This window comes from Marinomonas shanghaiensis, from assembly GCF_003259175.1.
GTDB classification, from domain to species: Bacteria; Pseudomonadota; Gammaproteobacteria; order Pseudomonadales; family Marinomonadaceae; genus Marinomonas; species Marinomonas shanghaiensis.
In genome coordinates, this window is record NZ_QGOK01000013.1 from 102,258 (window position 1) to 118,940 (window position 16,683).

Sequence of the window (16,683 nt, forward strand, 5' to 3'; positions counted from 1 at the left end):
CGACGACGATAGCGCCTGCAAAGGTCTTTGAGTAAATATCTACCGTCGTTAGCGAGTAAACGACGGTGCGTGACCCGCATCGACATTCAGAATATTTCCCGTCGATTTAGAGGAGGCCTCTGACGCAAAGAAGTAAATGGCTTCCGCAATGTCTTCAGGGAATACATTTAGCTTCAGCATGCTGCGCTGGCGATAGTGTTCTTCTAAATCATCGGTCGACAGTTTGTACGCACTGGCTCTTTCTTCTTTCCATTTGCCAGTCCAGATTTTTGAACCACGTAAAACCGCATCTGGGTTAACCACGTTTGAACGAATGCCAAGCGGTGCGCCTTCTAGGGCAACGCAGCGAGCAAGCTGGATTTCAGCGGCTTTTGCGACGCAATAGGCGCTGGCGTTGGCGCTGGCAACCAAGCCATTTTTACTGGCGATAAACACCATGTTGCCACCCATGTTCTGTTGTTTTAGCAGACTAAAGGCTTCACGAGCAACCAGGAAGTAACCTGTTGATAAGATGCTTTGGTTTTTATTCCATAGAGCAAGAGAGGTTTCTTCTAATGGCGCGGAAGAGGCTATACCAGCGTTGGAAACAACAATATCCAAACCGCCAAAGGCCACTGCGCAATGCTTCACCGCGCGGATGACATCGTCTTCATTGGTCACATCCATTTTGATGCTAGACGCGCAATCTTTGCCAAACTCACTGTTCATATTCGCCTGAGCAGTTTGCAGAGCGTCTTCATCTATGTCCATCAATACGATGTTGGCGCCTTCTTTAGCGAGACGTTTAGCGGTAGCAAGGCCTATGCCGCCAGCCGCGCCAGTAACCAAGGCGATATGACCCGCTAAGGATTTGGGTTTTGGCATACGTTGCAGTTTGGCTTCTTCTAATAGCCAATATTCAATGTCGAAGGCTTCTTGCTCCGGTAGGCCGACGTATTCGCTGACGCTGTCTGCGCCGCGCATGACATTGATGGCGTTTACGTAGAATTCCCCTGCAATACGAGCGGTGGCTTTGTCTTTGGCAAAAGACAGCATACCCACCCCTGGGATCAAGTAAATGACGGGATTTGGATCGCGCATTGCTGGGCTGTTATCGCGTTTGCAGCGGTTGTAGTAACCCGCGTAATCTTCACGGTATTCTGCAAGGCTTTGGTCCAATGATTCGATTACTTCATCAAGGTTGTCAGTTTCTGGATTGTAATTGACCACAAAAGGGCGAATCTTAGTGCGCAAGAAATGGTCTGGGCAGGAGGTACCCAGTTTTGCAAGACGATCTAGATCTTTAGAGTTAACGAACTGCAATACTTCGTCGGACGCATTAAAGTGACCAATTTGACGTTGTTTCTCGCTGGTTTTACCACGAATCAGTGGCATTAAGCTTGAAACCACTTGTTGGCGTTTGTCGTCCGGTAATGTGTTAAATCGCTCACCACCAAAGGCGGCTTTGCCAGCACTTTGTTCTTCTAACCAAGTTTGTGCTTTGTTAATAATATTCAGTGAGTTGAGGTAGCAGTCTTTGTTGTCATTAGCCCAGGTAAAAAGACCATGGCTTTCCAGTACGACGCCCTTTAAATGCGGATTTTCGGTGGCGATTTTATGCAAATCCATGCCTAACTGAAAACCTGGTCGACGCCATGGAAGCCAGCCAATCTCGCCATTAAAAATGTCTTGTGTGAGCTGTTTGCTGTTTTTGCTTGCTGCGATCGCGATCACGGCATCTGGATGAAGATGATCGACGTGAAGATAAGGCAAATAGGCATGAAGTGGCGTATCGATGCTGGCGGCGCGGGAGTTTAGATTGTAAGTACAATGCGGAAGGTAAGCGACCATCTCATCTTCAAACTCAAGTCCGCGATACAGTGGTAAAAGCTGATTCAATTTGTCCATATAAAGAGTGGAAAAGCCATCCAGTCCCATTGAACCAATATCGCCACCAGAACCTTTTACCCATAATACGGTGGTTTTTTCACCCGTGAGAGGGTCCTTCATTTGCAGTTTTGCTGAGGTATTGCCGCCGCCGTAGTTGGTAACGCGCATGTCAGAACCAAGCAAGTTTGATCGATATTGCAATAATTCAGCTTCACTTAGAAGAGACGCATCCGCGTCATTCCAAAGAGTAGGGAGTAAGTTAGTAGACATCGTTTAACCTCAAGTATTGCCTATTTAATAGCGTAAAACTTTGTTTCATGGCTATTTAATAAAGACTTAAATTTATTTTTGTTATGCACAACCAGCGGGTTAGAATGATCGATAACCTTCATACTAAAACAAAAATAATCATTTTCAAGCATTTTTTATCTTTTTCGATGGTTTGTGATTAATAGTGCTTGATAATGATTGAAAATTAATTATATTGAATATCGAGGATGATCGATGCACGAAATTGAAAGGCACAGAGTGATCCTGTCAGAAGTCGAGACTCGACCTATTGTGACAGTAGCGCATTTAGTGGATGTATTAGGTGCGTCTGAAGCCACAATACGAAGAGACATTGGTTTTTTGGACAAAGAGGGAAAACTGCGTCGTGTACGGGGTGGGGCGGAAGCCATCAATCCACCGTCTGATGCCAGTTTGTTGGGGCGACCTTACTCCGTCAATCAGACGATTAATACGGATGTAAAGCGAGGTATAGCCAAAGCCGCAGTGGATTTATTATCGGACAATATGTCGATCATGATCAGCGGTGGTACAACCACATCGGCTATGTCTGAGTACATGCGTGGCTTAAAGCTACAAGTCCTGACTAACTCCTTCTCTATTGCCGATCAATTGATCAAAAAGAGCAAGTGCAGCGTGACCGTGCCGAGCGGCAAAATTCATCGGGAGCAGAACATTATATTGAGTCCGTTCCCGAATGATATTGCTAATCACACTTACGCTGACATTCTTTTTATCGGTGCATACGGGGTAAATTCTCACGGTGTGATGGAGACAGATCCTCAGATCGTACAAGCGGTAATGAAACTGATAAATCGAGCCGATCAGCGGGTGCTTTTGGTTGATAGTACAAAGTTTCAAAACCGATCAAGTATGATCATTTGTCCTTTGTCGCAGATAGACATCGTCATTACGGACGATGGAATAGATAACAAGAGTAAAGAAGTGATTAAGTCGGCAGGGTGTCGTTTGATCATAGTGGAAAAACAAAAACAATAAACCGCGTCTCGGATAAGACAACATCTCGTTGTGTGATGATGAGCGCGCTCTTGGAGATAATTATGAAAAATAAACTCATCACAGCTTGTGTGTTGGCGTCTGCCACTTTGTTTGCTTCTGGTGCCTATGCCGCGGAGCAGGTTCGCGTCGCGTTGTTGGTAAAGGCTTTGGGGATTGGTTTTTTTGAAGCAGCGTACCGCGGTGCAGAAGAAGCCAAGAAAGAGCTCGGTGACGTAGAGATTATTTACACAGGCCCTACATCAACCACAGCAGAAGGCCAGATTGAGATCATCAATTCATTGATTGCACAGCGTGTTGATGCCATCGCCGTGTCTGCCAATGACGCGGATGCCTTGGTTCCTGCTTTGAAAAAAGCACAACAGCGTGGTATTAAAGTGATTTCTTGGGACTCTGGTGTTGGCAAAGAAGGCCGCCAAATTCACTTAAACCCTTCTAGTAACAGCCTAATTGGCGAAATGAACGTCCAGCTTGCTGCGGATGCCATTAAAGCCAAAGGCAAAACCTCCGGTACGTTTGCCATCCTGAGCGCAACACCAACCTCAACCAACCAAAATATTTGGATTGGTGAGATGAAAAAATCTCTTAGCCAATTCCCTAATCTAAAACTTGTCGATACTGTCTATGGTGATGACCTTGCGGATAAGAGCTTCCGTGAAGCGACCGCTTTGATCAAAAATCATCCCGATCTAGATGTCATCGTGGCACCAACTACCGTTGGCATTCTGGCGGCAGCACAAGCCGTAAGTGATTTGGGCTTAACGGGCAAAGTCTATGTGACCGGTTTGGGTCTGCCTTCTGAATTAGCGGGTCATGTGCACAGTGGTGCGATTCATAGTTTTGCTATCTGGAACCCAATAGACCTTGGTTACTCAGCAACTATGTTGGCTTACAACCTTGTTAAAGGCAAAGGTACAAAAACTGAAGTCCCAATGGGCCGCATGGGGACACTGACATTGGATGAGAATGGTGACGGCGCCATGGCGAAACCCTTTGTTTATGATGAGTCCAACGTCGACGAATTCTCTTCCATTTTTTAGTGGCTATTAACCGCCTCCCAACCTCCCTTAGTAGGGAAAGGTACTAAGAGCTTTTGTTCCCTCCTCTTGTGTTTTTGAAGGGGAGGGTTAGGTTGGGCGTTCACTCGTTCAATAATTTCATAATGAATCAATAACAATAAGAGCTGCCGTTATGAACAATGCAATTTTTAGTTTAAAAAAGGTAAGCAAGGTTTTCCCAGGCGTCAAAGCGCTGGACGGTGTTAATTTAGACCTATATCCCGGCCAAGTGACGGCGTTAATTGGTGAAAATGGCGCAGGCAAATCTACTCTAGTTAAAACCATGACTGGCATTTATCAACCGGATGGTGGGGACATTATTTTTAACGGCAAACCTGTGCAGTTTCATTCCCCTCATGATTCCCATGCCTTAGGTATCACGGCGATTCATCAGGAGACCGTGTTGTTTGATGATCTGACGGTGGCGGAAAATATCTTTTTGGGTAATTACCCAATGAAAAAAGGCCCGATGACCAAACATTTTTCCATTGATTGGCCTGCGATGGAGATGAGGTCACAAGAAATTCTGTCGTCAATCAATGCCCACATGGATCCCAATCAAATTTTACGCGAGCTAAGTATTGGTCAAAAACACATGGTTGGCATTGCGCGAGCTTTGTCGGTTGACGCCAAAGTGGTGATTTTAGACGAGCCTACAGCCGCTCTGTCTCACCATGAAATTCATGAGCTTTATGAATTGGTAAATACACTCAAGCAACAAGGCAAAGCGATTCTCTTTATTACCCATAAGTTCGATGAAATTTTTGCCTTGGCAGATCGTTACACCGTGTTTCGTGATGGTTGTTATGTGGGGGAAGGCTTTATCAAAGACACCAATGAAGGTCAGCTGGTGGAAATGATGGTGGCGAGAAGCATAGCCGCCACGTATCCCAAAAAAGACGTAGAAATTGGTGAGACATTATTAGAAGTCTGTAACCTATGTCACACAACGGAGTTCGCTAACATCAGTTTTAGTTTGAAAAAAGGCGAGATCCTTGGTGTCTATGGGCTGGTGGGTTCAGGTAGAACGGAGGTGATGCAGGCTTTGTTTGGCACCACGGACCACGTGACAGGCACGGTAAAAATGAATGGCAAAGAGGTGATCATTCACTCACCAAAAGACGCGATAGAAAATGGCATTGTCTATGTACCAGAGGAACGTCAGAAGCAAGGGATTGTGTTGGAGTTGCCCATTTATCAAAACATCAGTTTGCCGCAAATGGACCGTTTAGCGAAACACGGTAATTTGGATCAAGAAAGTGAGATGTCGTTAGCGCGCCAGTATTGTGAGCGTTTACAAGTGAAAGCCTCTTGCTGGGAAGAGAAAGTCATGAATCTATCCGGTGGTAACCAGCAAAAAGTGGTGATTGCTAAATGGCTCGCGACTAACCCCAAAGTCATTATCTTGGACGAGCCAACAAAGGGGATTGATATTGGATCAAAAGCCGCAGTACATGAGTTTATGTCTGAATTGGTGGATTCTGGTTTGGCCGTCATCATGGTGTCATCGGAATTGCCTGAAATTATGGGTATGTCTGATCGAATCTTAGTGATGAACGAAGGTTTGATTGTCAGTGAGTTGTCACGGTCTGATGCGACACCTGAAAAAGTCGTTTCTCTGGCGACCGGAGGCAATGTGACATGTTAAAACGTTTTATTTATTCCCGCGAAGGCATTTTGAGCATGATTGTGCTGGCGATGTTTTTGGCGGTGGGCACGATCAGTCCGAACTTCATTAGTGTGTCTAACAGCATCAGTATTTTTAATGATACCTCGATCTTGATCATGTTGGCGTTAGGCCAAATGCTGGTGATTTTAACCCGTTGTATTGATTTGTCTGTGGCGGCCAATGTGGCTTTTACCGGCATGGTCGTTGCCATGGTGAATCAATATTTTCCGACCTTGAATATGTTTGTTTTGATGTTACTCGCGTTGGGGATTGGGGCATTTTTAGGGGCGATTAATGGCTTGTTTGTTTGGTTATTAAAAGTGCCTTCTATTGTGATTACCCTAGGCACCATGAGTATTTATCGCGGTGCGACCTTTTTGTTGTCAGACGGCGCATGGGTGAATTCTCACCAAATGAGTGAGGCCTTCATTGGTTTGCCTCGATATGAAATTCTGTCTATTCCGGTATTAGCCTGGATGGCGATTATCACCATTATATTGGCCTTTTGGGCGATGAAATTCAGTGTGTGGGGGCGCAACTTCTATTCGGCTGGTGGCAATCCTATGGCGGCTTTTTATTCTGGTGTGAATGTCGGTAAGGTGCAGTTTTATGCTTTTTTAGTATCCGGTACCTTGGCAGGGTTGTGTGGTTATTTGTGGGTATCGCGTTTTGCCGTGGCTTACGTGGATGTCGCCAATGGCTTTGAGCTGCAAGTGATCGCAGCGTGTGTGATTGGCGGTGTTAGCATCGTTGGTGGTTTGGGAACCGTGGTGGGGTGTGTGATTGGCGCCTTGTTTATTGGTGTGGTGAATAACGCTTTGCCTATTATTGGCGTATCGCCTTTTTGGCAAATGGCCATCTCTGGAGTCGTGATCATCATCGCTGTGGTAGCGAACGCCTCGTCCGACAAAGACAAAGCACGGATTATTCTTCGTAAGCCCGAGGAGCCAGTTGGCTCCGCGTCGTCGCAATCACATTAAGAGAAAGAGGCTTTTTATGGACACAATAATAAAAAAATCAGCCACACCAGATGTTTTGTTAACCAGTAAGCGACAAGCGCTTTTCCGGTGGGAAAGCTTGCTGATATTGATCATTGTTTTGGTGTGTGTAATGAATTCCTATTTATCACCTTACTTTTTAGACCCTTGGAATTTATCAGATGCGACTTTTAACTTTACCGAAAAGGCCCTCATTGCTTTGCCGATGGCGATGCTGATTATTGCCAAGGAAATTGATATTTCCGTGGCGGCGATTATTTCGCTTTCCAGTACGCTAATGGGACTGGTGGCGCAAATGGGCGCACCCGTGTATGTGGTGGCGTGCGTTGGTATTTTGGTTGGCGCTGGTTGTGGTTTGTTTAATGGTGCTTTGGTAACAGGTTTTAAGATCCCCTCTATTGTGGTGACAATCGGCACCATGAGTTTATTTCGTGGTATCAGTTATGTCTTATTGGGCGATCAGGTGGTACGTGATTATCCTGCTGGTTTTGAGTTTTTTGGTCAGGGCTACGTTTACTGGGTATTCTCGTTTGAACTGGTTCTATTTGTCTTTTTTGGCTTGGTGTTTTATTGGCTATTGCATCGCACTAAATTTGGTCGTTATACCTACGCGATAGGTAATAACCCCACAGCGTCTTATTACTCAGGTATTAAAGTCAATAAACATCGTTTGATCTTGTTTACCCTAGTTGGTGTGATGTCTGGTATTGCTTCAGTGTTGCTTACGTCACGTTTGGGCAGCACACGTCCGAGTATTGCTACGGGGTGGGAGCTAAGCATCATCACTATGGTGGTATTGGGCGGTGTGAGCATTCTTGGTGGTAGCGGCACCATTGGTGGCGTGGTGTTGGCGGTGATTCTAATGGGCTTGGTGACCTTCGGCATGGGCTTGTTGAATATTCCTGGCATTGTGATGACCATTATTGTTGGTGTGATGCTGATCACGGTAGTGAGTCTACCGATACTCATTACTCTCTATAAAAATAAAAGCAAAAAGGCAAAAGCGCTATGAGATACGCCTCAGTCATGTACTTACACAAAGGCTGTGAAGAAGAATACAAAAAACGTCATGATGAACTCTGGCCAGAGCTTGCTGAGCACCTTAAGCAACATGGCATCCGCAATTATTATATTCACTTGGATGCTAATGAGAGTGATCGAAACGCAAACCGACTGTATGCCACCTTTGACGCAGACGATCTGGATGCGAAAGCATTAGCCGCTCATCCTGTCATGCAGCGCTGGTGGGAATACATGGCGGACATCATGGAAACCAAAACCCCATCGTTTGAGCCCGTTGCCGATGCCTTGCAAGAAGTGTTTCGCTTTAATGTGTTGCAACCTGATAAAACACGCGTAGTGGCGGTGTTAGACATAGGTAAAACCAACATTAAAATCTGTCTGATGGATGGGCAAACTGGTGCCTTATTGCAGATCGCTAAACGAGTTAATGGTGTGATTGATGCGCAGCCATATCCTCACGTGGATGTGGATTCTATTTGGCAATGGATCAAAGATACGCTGACCGATTTAGCTCAGCGCTATTTTATTGCCAGCATTGCGATTACCACGCATGGCGCGACGATTGCCTGCATGAAGGGCGACAAACTCGCCTTGCCGATTTTGGATTACGAATACGATGGTGTGTCTGAGTCAAAAGAAGAATACGACGCTGCACGCCCAGATTTTAGTGAATCGTTTAGTCCTCGATTGCCACAAGGATTAAATTTGGGCGCACAACTATTTTGGCAGCAAAAACGCTTTCCTGATGAGTTTTCTGAGGTCGACTCGTTACTTTTGTATCCGCAATATTGGGGTTATAAGCTCAGTGGCAACAAGGCGACAGAGGTGACCTCGTTAGGCTGTCACACCGATCTGTGGAATCCGACCAGCTGTCAGTTTTCTACTTTTTGTGAGCAACAAAAGTGGGCGGAGCGCTTTCCCGAAGTCATGGAAACGGGCGCAAAACTGGGCACCATTTTGCCAGACTTAGCCAGAGAAATTGGCTTGCCGCCGAGTTGTGTTATTTTCAACGGCATACACGATTCCAACGCTTCGTTGGTGCCTTATATTGGGCAACCGATGGAAAAACTCACTGTGGTGTCTAGCGGCACTTGGACGGTGATTGCCACCATCAATGGCAAGCTGGATTCATTACAAGAAGACAAAGACATGCTCGCTAATGTGGATGCTCTTGGCCGCGCTACACCGACGATTCGCTTTATGGGCGGACGAGAATGGGAGCAACTGCGCAGCGACAGCAAAGCCACCTTGAGCGACGTGAGCTTTATCCTTGAGCACGGTATTTTAGCGATACCCGCCTTTGCCAAAGGTGGCGGGCCATTTGCCCATTGCGAAGGTCGCATTATTAACCGTGGTGTGGAATTAACCTCCGCCCAGCAGTCTGCTTTGGCGGATGTGTATGTGGCCTTGATGACGGATTATTGTCTGGATCTGATGGACAGCAGCGATACCGTGATTGTCGAAGGGGCATTCAGTAATAACCTCAACTTCCTCACCTTATTGGCTTGTATGCGCAGCCAAAACGAAATTTACGCCTCCCGCGATGTCACCGGCACCTCCGGCGGCGCAGCCTTGCTGTCTAACAAAAGCTTAAAGCTAAAAGGCCGTCTCAGCCTTGCTCTATGTGATGCGCAAATAAAACCACTGCTGAACCTGTATCGTCAGCAATGGCGGGATTTAGTGGGGGAGTTGTAGTTTTCGCTAAATTTAATTCGGCTGTAAAAAACTATTAACAACGTCTCACACCGACAATGGCGCGAACTCTTCATGAGGCGTTGTATGTGATTTTTTTATAGTTTTGTAGATGGAAACATTAAACCAAACGTATTTCTAATTTTTTCCCCAGAGCGGTAGCGAAACGTTCAAGAGTCGATAGCTTTACATCATCAGAGTGGTTTTCAATACGAGAGATGGCGCTTTTTTGAGTATGCAGTTTTAACGCTAATTCATCTTGTGTTAACCCTGCACTTTTTCGCGCTTCTTTGAGCAATACACCAAATTTAAAGGCTTGATAACCCTCGTCGTAACCGTCATTAAAATTTTTATTGACCGCTTTGCGGTCTGCTAAATACTTTTTTAAATCACTCATGTTTTTTCCTCGAAATAAGGTCTGCTATTGGCGACTTGCCATCTTCCGTGATGTAAAAATTTAATTCCTCATACCCAAATATTAACACTAAGGTGAACTTTTACGAGAATGAATGTTTACATGTAAGTTAACTTTATGAGGGTTGGGGTAAGGGTAATTTGACTCGATAGGATAATTAGAGAAGAGAGTGTCTTGTGTATTTTGATGCAATCGCTACAATAAATGTTGCAGTTGCAACATAATTCGGAGGCACTATGACAATTCGAGCGTTTAAACCTAGTAAAAAAGAAAAAGTAGGGCTTCTGTCTGCATTGGCGCTGTCTAATGATCCAGTGAGTGCGTCAAATCAATTGGCAGAAGGGTTTGACTTTGCTTTTATTGGACGCATTGTAAAACAAGCTCAAATCAAGCAGATCACCGTGATGAAAGCGGCAGGAATTGACCGAGGGACGTTGAGCCGCCACACAAGAGCGCGTACAAAATGGACGGGGGCTTCTGCCGTCAAAGTCTATAACGCTGCTCGAATCATTGATGCCACATTAAATTTGTTTGATCAAGATAAACAAAAGGCAGAAAACTGGCTAAATACACCAGCCATTGCTCTCGGTGGTATAAGCCCTGCTGATTACGCGAGATATCCGTTAGGGCAAGAAGCGGTGATAGACCTTATCGGTAGAATTAAACATGGGGTTATCATCTAATGAAGCTCTATCGTTTGTGCAAAATGGAGTTTGCTGATACTGCGTTTGATGGTTATGGCGCAAGAACTTATGGTGGTCGCTGGAACCCCAAAGGGTTGGATTGCGTTTATTTAGGTGAATCAAAATCTGTCTGTCTACTTGAAACGGTGGCGCATTTGACTGACGCAAAAGCCTTAGATCAGTACGCGATGTTGTCCATCGATGTTCCAGAAGAGTTGATTATGGCGTTTCAAGAGAGTGATCTACCGGAAAATTGGAGAGATTATCCAGCACCGCAAGAGTTAGCTGACATGGGGGCGGAATGGCTTGAGAATGTTGAAAGCCTTGTTTTATTGGTGCCCAGTGTTATATCGGGTGACTTTTGTGCGTTACTAAATCCGAGACACCCCCAATGTCGAGAATTTACATCGATTGCTCAACGAGTCGCGTTTTCTATCGATCCAAGATTAGCTCCACGTTAGTTGTAGCAGAGCAAATCTATTAATTAATATGTCGAAGACTAAGACCGAAATCGCAGGTTTTCTCTATTGAGTTGATCAATCGATGTTTTGCCCATGAGTTTCATGTCCCGTTCGAGTTCGGCTTTCATCAGTCCAAGTGCGCGTTCGACACCAGGTTGTCCAGCGGCGGCGAGTGGATACAAGTACATGCGGCCGATGCCGACGGCTTTGGCGCCAAGAGATAAAGCTTTGAGCACGTGAGTACCGCGTTGCACGCCGCTGTCGAATATCACGTCGATTTCGTCACCTACTTCATCGACGATTTCTGCGAGCTGATCGAAGGAGCTGCGGGAGCCATCAAGCTGGCGACCGCCATGATTGGAAATGATGATGCCAGTGCAGCCAATCTCTACTGCTTTGCGGGCGTCTTCTCGGCTCATGATGCCTTTTAAGCAGAACTGGCCGTCCCAGAATTTCACCATTTCCGCCACGTCATCCCAGTTCATCGATGGGTCGAGCATGTTGGTAAAATAGTCTCCAATGGAAGTCGCGCCAGAACCCATGTCGATGTGCTCTTCAAGTTGTGGCAAACGGAATTTTTCATGAGTCACGTAGTTAATGCCCCACATAGGCTTAAGAACGAATTGCATTATGCCTTTTAGGTTCAATTTAAAGGGGATTGCAAAGCCAGTGCGAAGGTCGCGTTCTCGGTTGCCGCCAGTAATGGAATCCACCGTCAGCATCATCACTTGTATGCCAGAGTCTTTGGCGCGTTGCATCATGGCGCGGTTCAGTTCGCGGTCTCTATGGAAGTAAAACTGATAGACCTGAGGGGTAGTGGTTTGCTTGGCGATCTCTTCCATGCTCACGGTGCCAAGGGATGACACCCCAAACATGGTGCCGTATTTTTCCGCGGCACCAGCAACGGCTCTTTCACCGTCATGATGAAATAAGCGTTGTAATGCGGTTGGTGAGCAATATATGGGCAGCGCGAGCTTTTGTCCCATCACAGTGACAGATAAGTCCACTTCTTTTACGCCAGTCAGGACGCTGGGCACAAGGTCACAGGTTTCAAAGGCCGCGGTGTTGCGTCGATAAGTTGTCTCATCATCGGCACCGCCGTCAATATAATTGAAGATCGGCCCTGGCAGGCGTTTTTTGGCTAAGGTGCGAAAGTCTTGGAAATTGTGGCAATCTTTGAGACGCATGGATTTTTGCTCCTTTTATTGTATGTGTTCACTATAGTCTTAGTTTTATTTGCGATAAATACGACATAAACTAATAAACTCTTTCTCAAAACAACTTAATGAAATGGAGCCTTATCGTTGAACGCTACTGATCTAACACTGTTCGTTCATGTTGCCGACTCGGGATCTTTTAATAAAGCGGCCGAATTAGCTGGCCTTTCAACACCGGCACTGAGTAAACGCATTAGTAAGCTTGAACAAGACCTTGGTGCGCAGTTGATTCATCGCACCACAAGGCGGCTCAGTTTGACCGAAGCGGGGGAGAGTTTGTATGTCCATGCGAAAAATATAGAAGGCCAAGTCAGCGATGCGATTGCCTCTGTGTCAGCCTTTAGCCAAGGTTTAACGGGGACGATTAAAATGTCGGTACCGACTATTTCCGGTGAGTTGTTACTGGCCGAAGCCATTGCCGAATTTTGTCAAAAATATCCCAATATCAGTGTGGATATGCGCCTTGAAAACGATTTTGTCGATCTTGTGGGAGAAGGACTCGATCTGGCCATTCGCACCGGTAAGTTGGAAGATTCTAGTTTGATCGCTAAGCCTTTAATCCAGTCCAATTGGATTGTCTGTTGCTCACCAAGCTATCTTGAGACACAGGGTGAAGTCAATGATCTAGAGGCGCTGAAAGACCATAATTGTTTGGCCTATACCTACCAAGCCCAAGGTTCGTTTGATTGGCGTTTTACTCGAAATGGCATTGAAGAAAGTGTGCGAATTAGCGGTAGTTTCGCCACGAATAACGCCCAAGCATTGCGCAAGGCGGCTTTGGCGGGGTTCGGGATTGTCTATGTGCCGCGCTGCTGCGTGTATGAAGATCTACAGCAAGGCAAGCTGGTCGCTATTTTGACGGATTACCAACCGCGGCGGCTGGGGGTTTACGCCATTTACCCTTTTACAAAATACTTGCCAGAAAAGCTTCGTTTATTGATAGAGCATATCAAGCAGGCGTATCAGAATAAGAAAGAATATTTTTGATAGGATGGTGAAAGAAAGTCTAGATGAGCGTTTATTTTCTAGTTATGATGCTAAATTACATCATAACTGCATCATGAGGTGTATTGAGATGACCAGAGCCAGTATTTCCATTACAGAGCCTAATGCCGAATGGCTTCAGTCTCAAATTGACAGCAAAGAGTTTTCCAGTCGTAGTGATGTCATTAACGATCTCATTCGTAAAGCGCGTCAAAAAGAAAATGAAAATAGTATCGAGGAGCTTCGTTCTGCATTAATTGCTGGCGAAAAAAGTGGCTTAAGCCTGAAAACACCAGAGGAGATTATCCAAACCGTGATGGATAAGCACCGAGAAAATGATAGCTTATAAACTATCAGAAGCGGCAGCTGAAGACTTCGAGGCAATTTTCGAGTTTGGTATTGAACAGTTTGGTCTGTCCAAAGCATTAGATTATCAGCTTGGCATGAAAAAACGTTTTGATGCTATTGCTTATCAACCAAAACAGTACCCAGCCATTAATCACATTCGTTTAGGGTACTTCCGTAGTGTTTACGGCTCACATTCGATTTACTACCGTTTAGATAAGGAACATATCTTAATTGTACGTATTTTAGGGAAGCAGGATATAAAAACGGAACTTTAAAGAAGTGAAGTGGTAAGTAAAAAGACAGTCGACTTACTTAAGTTCAACCGCAATACTTTTAGCCAGCTGCTTAAGTGAAGAGGCTTTCCATTTGGCTGTTTTGTCCTTATTCTTAATTTTTTAGTGGTTTTACGATAGGAGCACTTATGTCTGGTCAAGGTTCTGGCGGCAATGTGATTGCGGCACTTTGTAATGTTTTTATTCCCGGATTAGGTCAATTGGTCCAAGGTCGAATCTTTATGGCGCTGTTCTTTTTTGTGGCAACCGCGGTGAGTTATGCCTTGGGCGCGACCGTTATTCTGTTTTTCATGTGGCTAGTTGGTGCGGTTTTTCATCTGTGGTCTATTATTGACGCCGCCCGTTTCTCTCGAATTCGTTCGGTTTTATGATGTGGGTTTGATGGCGGAAAAATGTATTGTATAAAAAGGAGCCAAGTTGAAATAGGCTCCTTTTTATAGTCGTCATACCACTTTAGAATTGTTTTTTAAGCAGGCGATCTAGCGAGAAATAACCGCCACCAAATGCGGCGATTAACAACGCGCCAGCCGTCCAGAAAATAGAGGCAAGTTCTGCTTTTAATTGTACTGAAGCAAGAAAGGTCCCGCCGCCATCGGCTAAGCGTTTTATGCCATTGGCAGTGAAAAACTCACTGCCAGAGTTCAGTGCCTCTATGCCTGCTTGGGTTAATAACGCATCGCCATAAGGGTGAGCAATGTGGAACCATAAGGTGATGGCTAACATGACCGCATTGGCTAGAGCGATGGGGCGCGTTAGCAAGCCAGCCACAAGAAACATACCACCAAAGAACTGCATGCCAGCTAGCATAGGAGACCAAAGCCAGCCGGGATAAAAGCCTAAGTTTTCCACAAAGCCAACTTGAGCAAATGGCGCGACTATTTTAGGCCAGCCTTCAATCACCAACATGCCGCCAATGATAATACGAAACAATGCCCAGCCAAATGGTTGCGCGAATGTATTATAAAAATTGCTCATAAATGGTAAGTATAGATGGTTCTTTTCGTTCTTAAAGACAGGTAGATTGGACATGTTTTCCCTCTCGACGTTAGTCGTTTCCATAGGTGGTTTTGATAAGCAAGAGAGTAACATTAGGTATTTTTATAGTGCTGATTTGGATCAAGCCATTGCTATTCATATAAGGTGAAATTGAGAATGAATGCTTTGGCTAAATTGTCCTTTTAGCCTAAAAACGTTTCTATGACGAAAATCAGCAATAAAATAGCCTTGTCCCATTATAAGTAGGCAGAGATTGAGCATGAAAATTAGAGTGTTTGATAAGACAGACCAAGATCAGGTGGTTGCTCTATGGCATGCCTGTGGCCTTGTTGTTCCACAAAATGATCCGGTGAAGGACATTGATAGGAAGCGAAAAGTAGATCCTGATTTATTTTTGGTGGGTTATATAGAAGAGGAGATTATTGCCACTGTGATGGGGGGTTACGAAGGTCATCGTGGTTGGATTAATTATTTGGCGGTAAAGCCGTCGTACCAAAGAAAGGACTTTGGCCAAGCGATAATGCAGGCTGTGGAGGCACGGATAAAAGCCAAAGGCTGTCCGAAAATTAATCTGCAAGTGCGCTCTTCTAACGAAGCCGTTATTCGATTCTATCAATCATTGGGCTATGGCGTAGAGCCTGTTATCGGGATGGGGAAGCGTCTTGAAAAAGATTAAGACAGACAGCCAATAGGCTATCTGCTTAACAAATGTTGATTGGCGCAGTTTTGTGAGATGTCGCCATTTAATGCATTGATTAAGTTATCTACGGCACAGGTAATCATCGCAAGACGGGTTTCGGCGGTTGCCGAACCTATGTGTGGAAACAATACTGCATTGTCCAGTTTGCAAAGTGGCGAGTCGCTCGGTAATGGTTCCACTTCAAAGACGTCCAACCCAGCCGCGCGAATGGTGCCATTGCTTAAAGCCTCGACAAGCGCTGCTTCGTCGATCACTTTGCCACGGGAGCCATTGATGAAAATGGCGCTTTTCTTCATCATGGCGAATTCTTTTGCACCAATTAATCGTTCGGTGTCTGGTGTTAACGGCGTCATCACACAGACGAAGTCTGACGTTTGAAGCAGTTCTTCCATGTTCATATAAGTAGCGTTTAAGTCTTGTTCAGCATCTGGTTTACGACTCCGGTTGCTGTACTGAATCTTCATATCAAAACCAAAATGCCCGCGCTTAGCAATCGCATAACCAATGCGTCCCATACCAATGATGCCTAGTGTTTTACCGTGTACATCGGTGCCGTAAAGCGACTCACCAATGTTACTGTTCCAGCGACCTTCTCGGACCATGTTAGATAATTCAACAGCGCGTCGTGCTGTGCACATGATGAGCGTAAACATAGTATCGGCGGTGGTTTCGTTCAGTACGCCTGGTGTATGCATTAAGGGAATATCGCGCTTGGCAAGATACGCTAAATTGTACTGATCTGTGCCGACGGAAATCGTTGATGCGGCTTTTAGCTTAGGTGCAAGATCCAATAGCTCAGAGCTCATATCTGTGCTGGAACCAATTAACCCCTCTGCATCGGCAAGAGCCGCTTTAAAGGCATCTTTGTTGTCTTCATTGATGCCATTAAAGAAGGTGACATTAAATTGCTCGTCAAGTCGCAGGCGTTCTTGTGCTGGAATATCTCGGTATAAAATGATTTTCTTCTTCATC

At 45.3% G+C, this 16,683-nt stretch carries 18 protein-coding genes; 13 read left to right on the forward strand and 5 right to left on the reverse strand.

Translation table 11 applies throughout. From position 1 onward, the window contains the following. Positions 1-48 precede the first annotated feature (48 nt). A complete protein-coding gene (locus DKT73_RS11660; RefSeq protein WP_111638729.1) occupies positions 49-2,139 on the reverse strand; it encodes a bifunctional rhamnulose-1-phosphate aldolase/short-chain dehydrogenase in 2,091 nt (696 codons plus the stop codon). A gap of 234 nt (positions 2,140-2,373) precedes the next feature. On the opposite strand from DKT73_RS11660, the gene DKT73_RS11665 reads away from it, so the two are divergent. From DKT73_RS11665 to DKT73_RS11690, 6 genes are all read left to right on the forward strand, one after another. Continuing rightward, entirely contained in the window at positions 2,374-3,156 is a 783-nt protein-coding gene (locus DKT73_RS11665) for a DeoR/GlpR family DNA-binding transcription regulator (RefSeq protein WP_111638730.1), read from the forward strand. Positions 3,157-3,218: 62 nt separating this feature from the next. Further along, positions 3,219-4,214 carry a rhamnose ABC transporter substrate-binding protein gene (gene rhaS, locus DKT73_RS11670; RefSeq protein ID WP_111638731.1) on the forward strand — a complete coding sequence of 332 codons (996 nt, stop codon included), beginning with the start codon at positions 3,219-3,221 and terminating at the stop codon, positions 4,212-4,214. A 151-nt stretch (positions 4,215-4,365) separates the two neighbouring features. After that, entirely contained in the window at positions 4,366-5,880 is a 1,515-nt protein-coding gene (locus tag DKT73_RS11675; protein WP_111638732.1) for a sugar ABC transporter ATP-binding protein, read from the forward strand. Further along, positions 5,874-6,881, forward strand: coding sequence for an ABC transporter permease (locus DKT73_RS11680; protein WP_111638733.1), 1,008 nt, complete (start codon positions 5,874-5,876; stop codon positions 6,879-6,881). Before DKT73_RS11675 ends, DKT73_RS11680 begins: the two co-directional genes overlap by 7 nt. A gap of 16 nt (positions 6,882-6,897) precedes the next feature. After that, entirely contained in the window at positions 6,898-7,911 is a 1,014-nt protein-coding gene (locus DKT73_RS11685; RefSeq protein WP_111638734.1) for an ABC transporter permease, read from the forward strand. Further along, a complete protein-coding gene (locus DKT73_RS11690) occupies positions 7,908-9,617 on the forward strand; it encodes an L-rhamnose mutarotase (RefSeq protein ID WP_111638735.1) in 1,710 nt (569 codons plus the stop codon). The genes DKT73_RS11685 and DKT73_RS11690 overlap by 4 nt, the downstream gene beginning before the upstream one ends. 118 nt (positions 9,618-9,735) lie before the next feature. Here DKT73_RS11690 and DKT73_RS11695 read toward each other — a convergent pair whose 3' ends face one another. Continuing rightward, positions 9,736-10,011 (reverse strand): type II toxin-antitoxin system RelB family anti-toxin, encoded by a 276-nt coding sequence (locus tag DKT73_RS11695; protein ID WP_111638736.1) that lies wholly within the window; start codon positions 10,009-10,011, stop codon positions 9,736-9,738. Positions 10,012-10,265: 254 nt separating this feature from the next. Here DKT73_RS11695 and DKT73_RS11700 point away from each other — a divergent pair, with 254 nt between their 5' ends. Then, entirely contained in the window at positions 10,266-10,712 is a 447-nt protein-coding gene (locus DKT73_RS11700) for an Xre family toxin-antitoxin system antitoxin (protein WP_111638737.1), read from the forward strand. Continuing rightward, a complete protein-coding gene (locus tag DKT73_RS11705) occupies positions 10,712-11,173 on the forward strand; it encodes an RES family NAD+ phosphorylase (protein ID WP_111638738.1) in 462 nt (153 codons plus the stop codon). The genes DKT73_RS11700 and DKT73_RS11705 overlap by 1 nt, the downstream gene beginning before the upstream one ends. Positions 11,174-11,211: 38 nt before the next feature. On the opposite strand, the gene DKT73_RS11710 is transcribed toward DKT73_RS11705, so the two are convergent. Further along, positions 11,212-12,360: an alpha-hydroxy acid oxidase gene (locus DKT73_RS11710; RefSeq protein ID WP_111638739.1), complete on the reverse strand. Its 1,149-nt coding sequence runs from the start codon at positions 12,358-12,360 to the stop codon at positions 11,212-11,214. 117 nt (positions 12,361-12,477) lie between these two features. Here DKT73_RS11710 and DKT73_RS11715 point away from each other — a divergent pair, with 117 nt between their 5' ends. From DKT73_RS11715 to DKT73_RS11730, 4 genes are all read left to right on the forward strand, one after another. After that, positions 12,478-13,377, forward strand: a complete 900-nt coding sequence (locus DKT73_RS11715) for a LysR family transcriptional regulator (protein ID WP_111638740.1) — start codon at positions 12,478-12,480, stop codon at positions 13,375-13,377. 88 nt (positions 13,378-13,465) lie between these two features. Next, a complete protein-coding gene (locus DKT73_RS11720; protein WP_111608468.1) occupies positions 13,466-13,723 on the forward strand; it encodes a ribbon-helix-helix domain-containing protein in 258 nt (85 codons plus the stop codon). Beyond that, positions 13,710-13,997 (forward strand): type II toxin-antitoxin system RelE/ParE family toxin, encoded by a 288-nt coding sequence (locus tag DKT73_RS11725; RefSeq protein ID WP_111638741.1) that lies wholly within the window; start codon positions 13,710-13,712, stop codon positions 13,995-13,997. Before DKT73_RS11720 ends, DKT73_RS11725 begins: the two co-directional genes overlap by 14 nt. A gap of 146 nt (positions 13,998-14,143) precedes the next feature. Further along, entirely contained in the window at positions 14,144-14,386 is a 243-nt protein-coding gene (locus DKT73_RS11730) for a hypothetical protein (RefSeq protein WP_111638742.1), read from the forward strand. An 82-nt stretch (positions 14,387-14,468) separates the two neighbouring features. Here the strand turns inward: DKT73_RS11730 and DKT73_RS11735 are convergent, their stop codons facing one another. Beyond that, entirely contained in the window at positions 14,469-15,044 is a 576-nt protein-coding gene (locus DKT73_RS11735) for a DoxX family protein (RefSeq protein ID WP_111638743.1), read from the reverse strand. A gap of 226 nt (positions 15,045-15,270) precedes the next feature. Here DKT73_RS11735 and DKT73_RS11740 point away from each other — a divergent pair, with 226 nt between their 5' ends. Continuing rightward, positions 15,271-15,687 (forward strand): GNAT family acetyltransferase, encoded by a 417-nt coding sequence (locus tag DKT73_RS11740; protein ID WP_111638744.1) that lies wholly within the window; start codon positions 15,271-15,273, stop codon positions 15,685-15,687. Between the two features lie 17 nt (positions 15,688-15,704). Here DKT73_RS11740 and DKT73_RS11745 read toward each other — a convergent pair whose 3' ends face one another. Then, a complete protein-coding gene (locus tag DKT73_RS11745; protein ID WP_111638745.1) occupies positions 15,705-16,682 on the reverse strand; it encodes a 2-hydroxyacid dehydrogenase in 978 nt (325 codons plus the stop codon). Between the last annotated feature and the right edge of the window lies 1 nt (position 16,683).

Bases quoted from the DNA above. Each gene is read 5' to 3' on its own strand.
- DKT73_RS11695 (WP_111638736.1), bottom strand. From the start codon at position 10,011: ATGAGTGATTTAAAAAAGTATTTAGCAGACCGCAAAGCGGTCAATAAA.
- DKT73_RS11685 (WP_111638734.1), top strand. From the start codon at position 6,898: ATGGACACAATAATAAAAAAATCAGCCACACCAGATGTTTTGTTAACC.
- DKT73_RS11680 (WP_111638733.1), top strand. From the start codon at position 5,874: ATGTTAAAACGTTTTATTTATTCCCGCGAAGGCATTTTGAGCATGATT.
- DKT73_RS11730 (WP_111638742.1), top strand. From the start codon at position 14,144: ATGTCTGGTCAAGGTTCTGGCGGCAATGTGATTGCGGCACTTTGTAAT.
- DKT73_RS11690 (WP_111638735.1), top strand. From the start codon at position 7,908: ATGAGATACGCCTCAGTCATGTACTTACACAAAGGCTGTGAAGAAGAA.
- DKT73_RS11710 (WP_111638739.1), bottom strand. From the start codon at position 12,360: ATGCGTCTCAAAGATTGCCACAATTTCCAAGACTTTCGCACCTTAGCC.
- DKT73_RS11660 (WP_111638729.1), bottom strand. From the start codon at position 2,139: ATGTCTACTAACTTACTCCCTACTCTTTGGAATGACGCGGATGCGTCT.
- DKT73_RS11735 (WP_111638743.1), bottom strand. From the start codon at position 15,044: ATGTCCAATCTACCTGTCTTTAAGAACGAAAAGAACCATCTATACTTA.
- DKT73_RS11725 (WP_111638741.1), top strand. From the start codon at position 13,710: ATGATAGCTTATAAACTATCAGAAGCGGCAGCTGAAGACTTCGAGGCA.
- DKT73_RS11675 (WP_111638732.1), top strand. From the start codon at position 4,366: ATGAACAATGCAATTTTTAGTTTAAAAAAGGTAAGCAAGGTTTTCCCA.
- DKT73_RS11745 (WP_111638745.1), bottom strand. From the start codon at position 16,682: ATGAAGAAGAAAATCATTTTATACCGAGATATTCCAGCACAAGAACGC.
- DKT73_RS11665 (WP_111638730.1), top strand. From the start codon at position 2,374: ATGCACGAAATTGAAAGGCACAGAGTGATCCTGTCAGAAGTCGAGACT.
- DKT73_RS11705 (WP_111638738.1), top strand. From the start codon at position 10,712: ATGAAGCTCTATCGTTTGTGCAAAATGGAGTTTGCTGATACTGCGTTT.
- DKT73_RS11700 (WP_111638737.1), top strand. From the start codon at position 10,266: ATGACAATTCGAGCGTTTAAACCTAGTAAAAAAGAAAAAGTAGGGCTT.
- DKT73_RS11720 (WP_111608468.1), top strand. From the start codon at position 13,466: ATGACCAGAGCCAGTATTTCCATTACAGAGCCTAATGCCGAATGGCTT.
- DKT73_RS11740 (WP_111638744.1), top strand. From the start codon at position 15,271: ATGAAAATTAGAGTGTTTGATAAGACAGACCAAGATCAGGTGGTTGCT.
- rhaS (WP_111638731.1), top strand. From the start codon at position 3,219: ATGAAAAATAAACTCATCACAGCTTGTGTGTTGGCGTCTGCCACTTTG.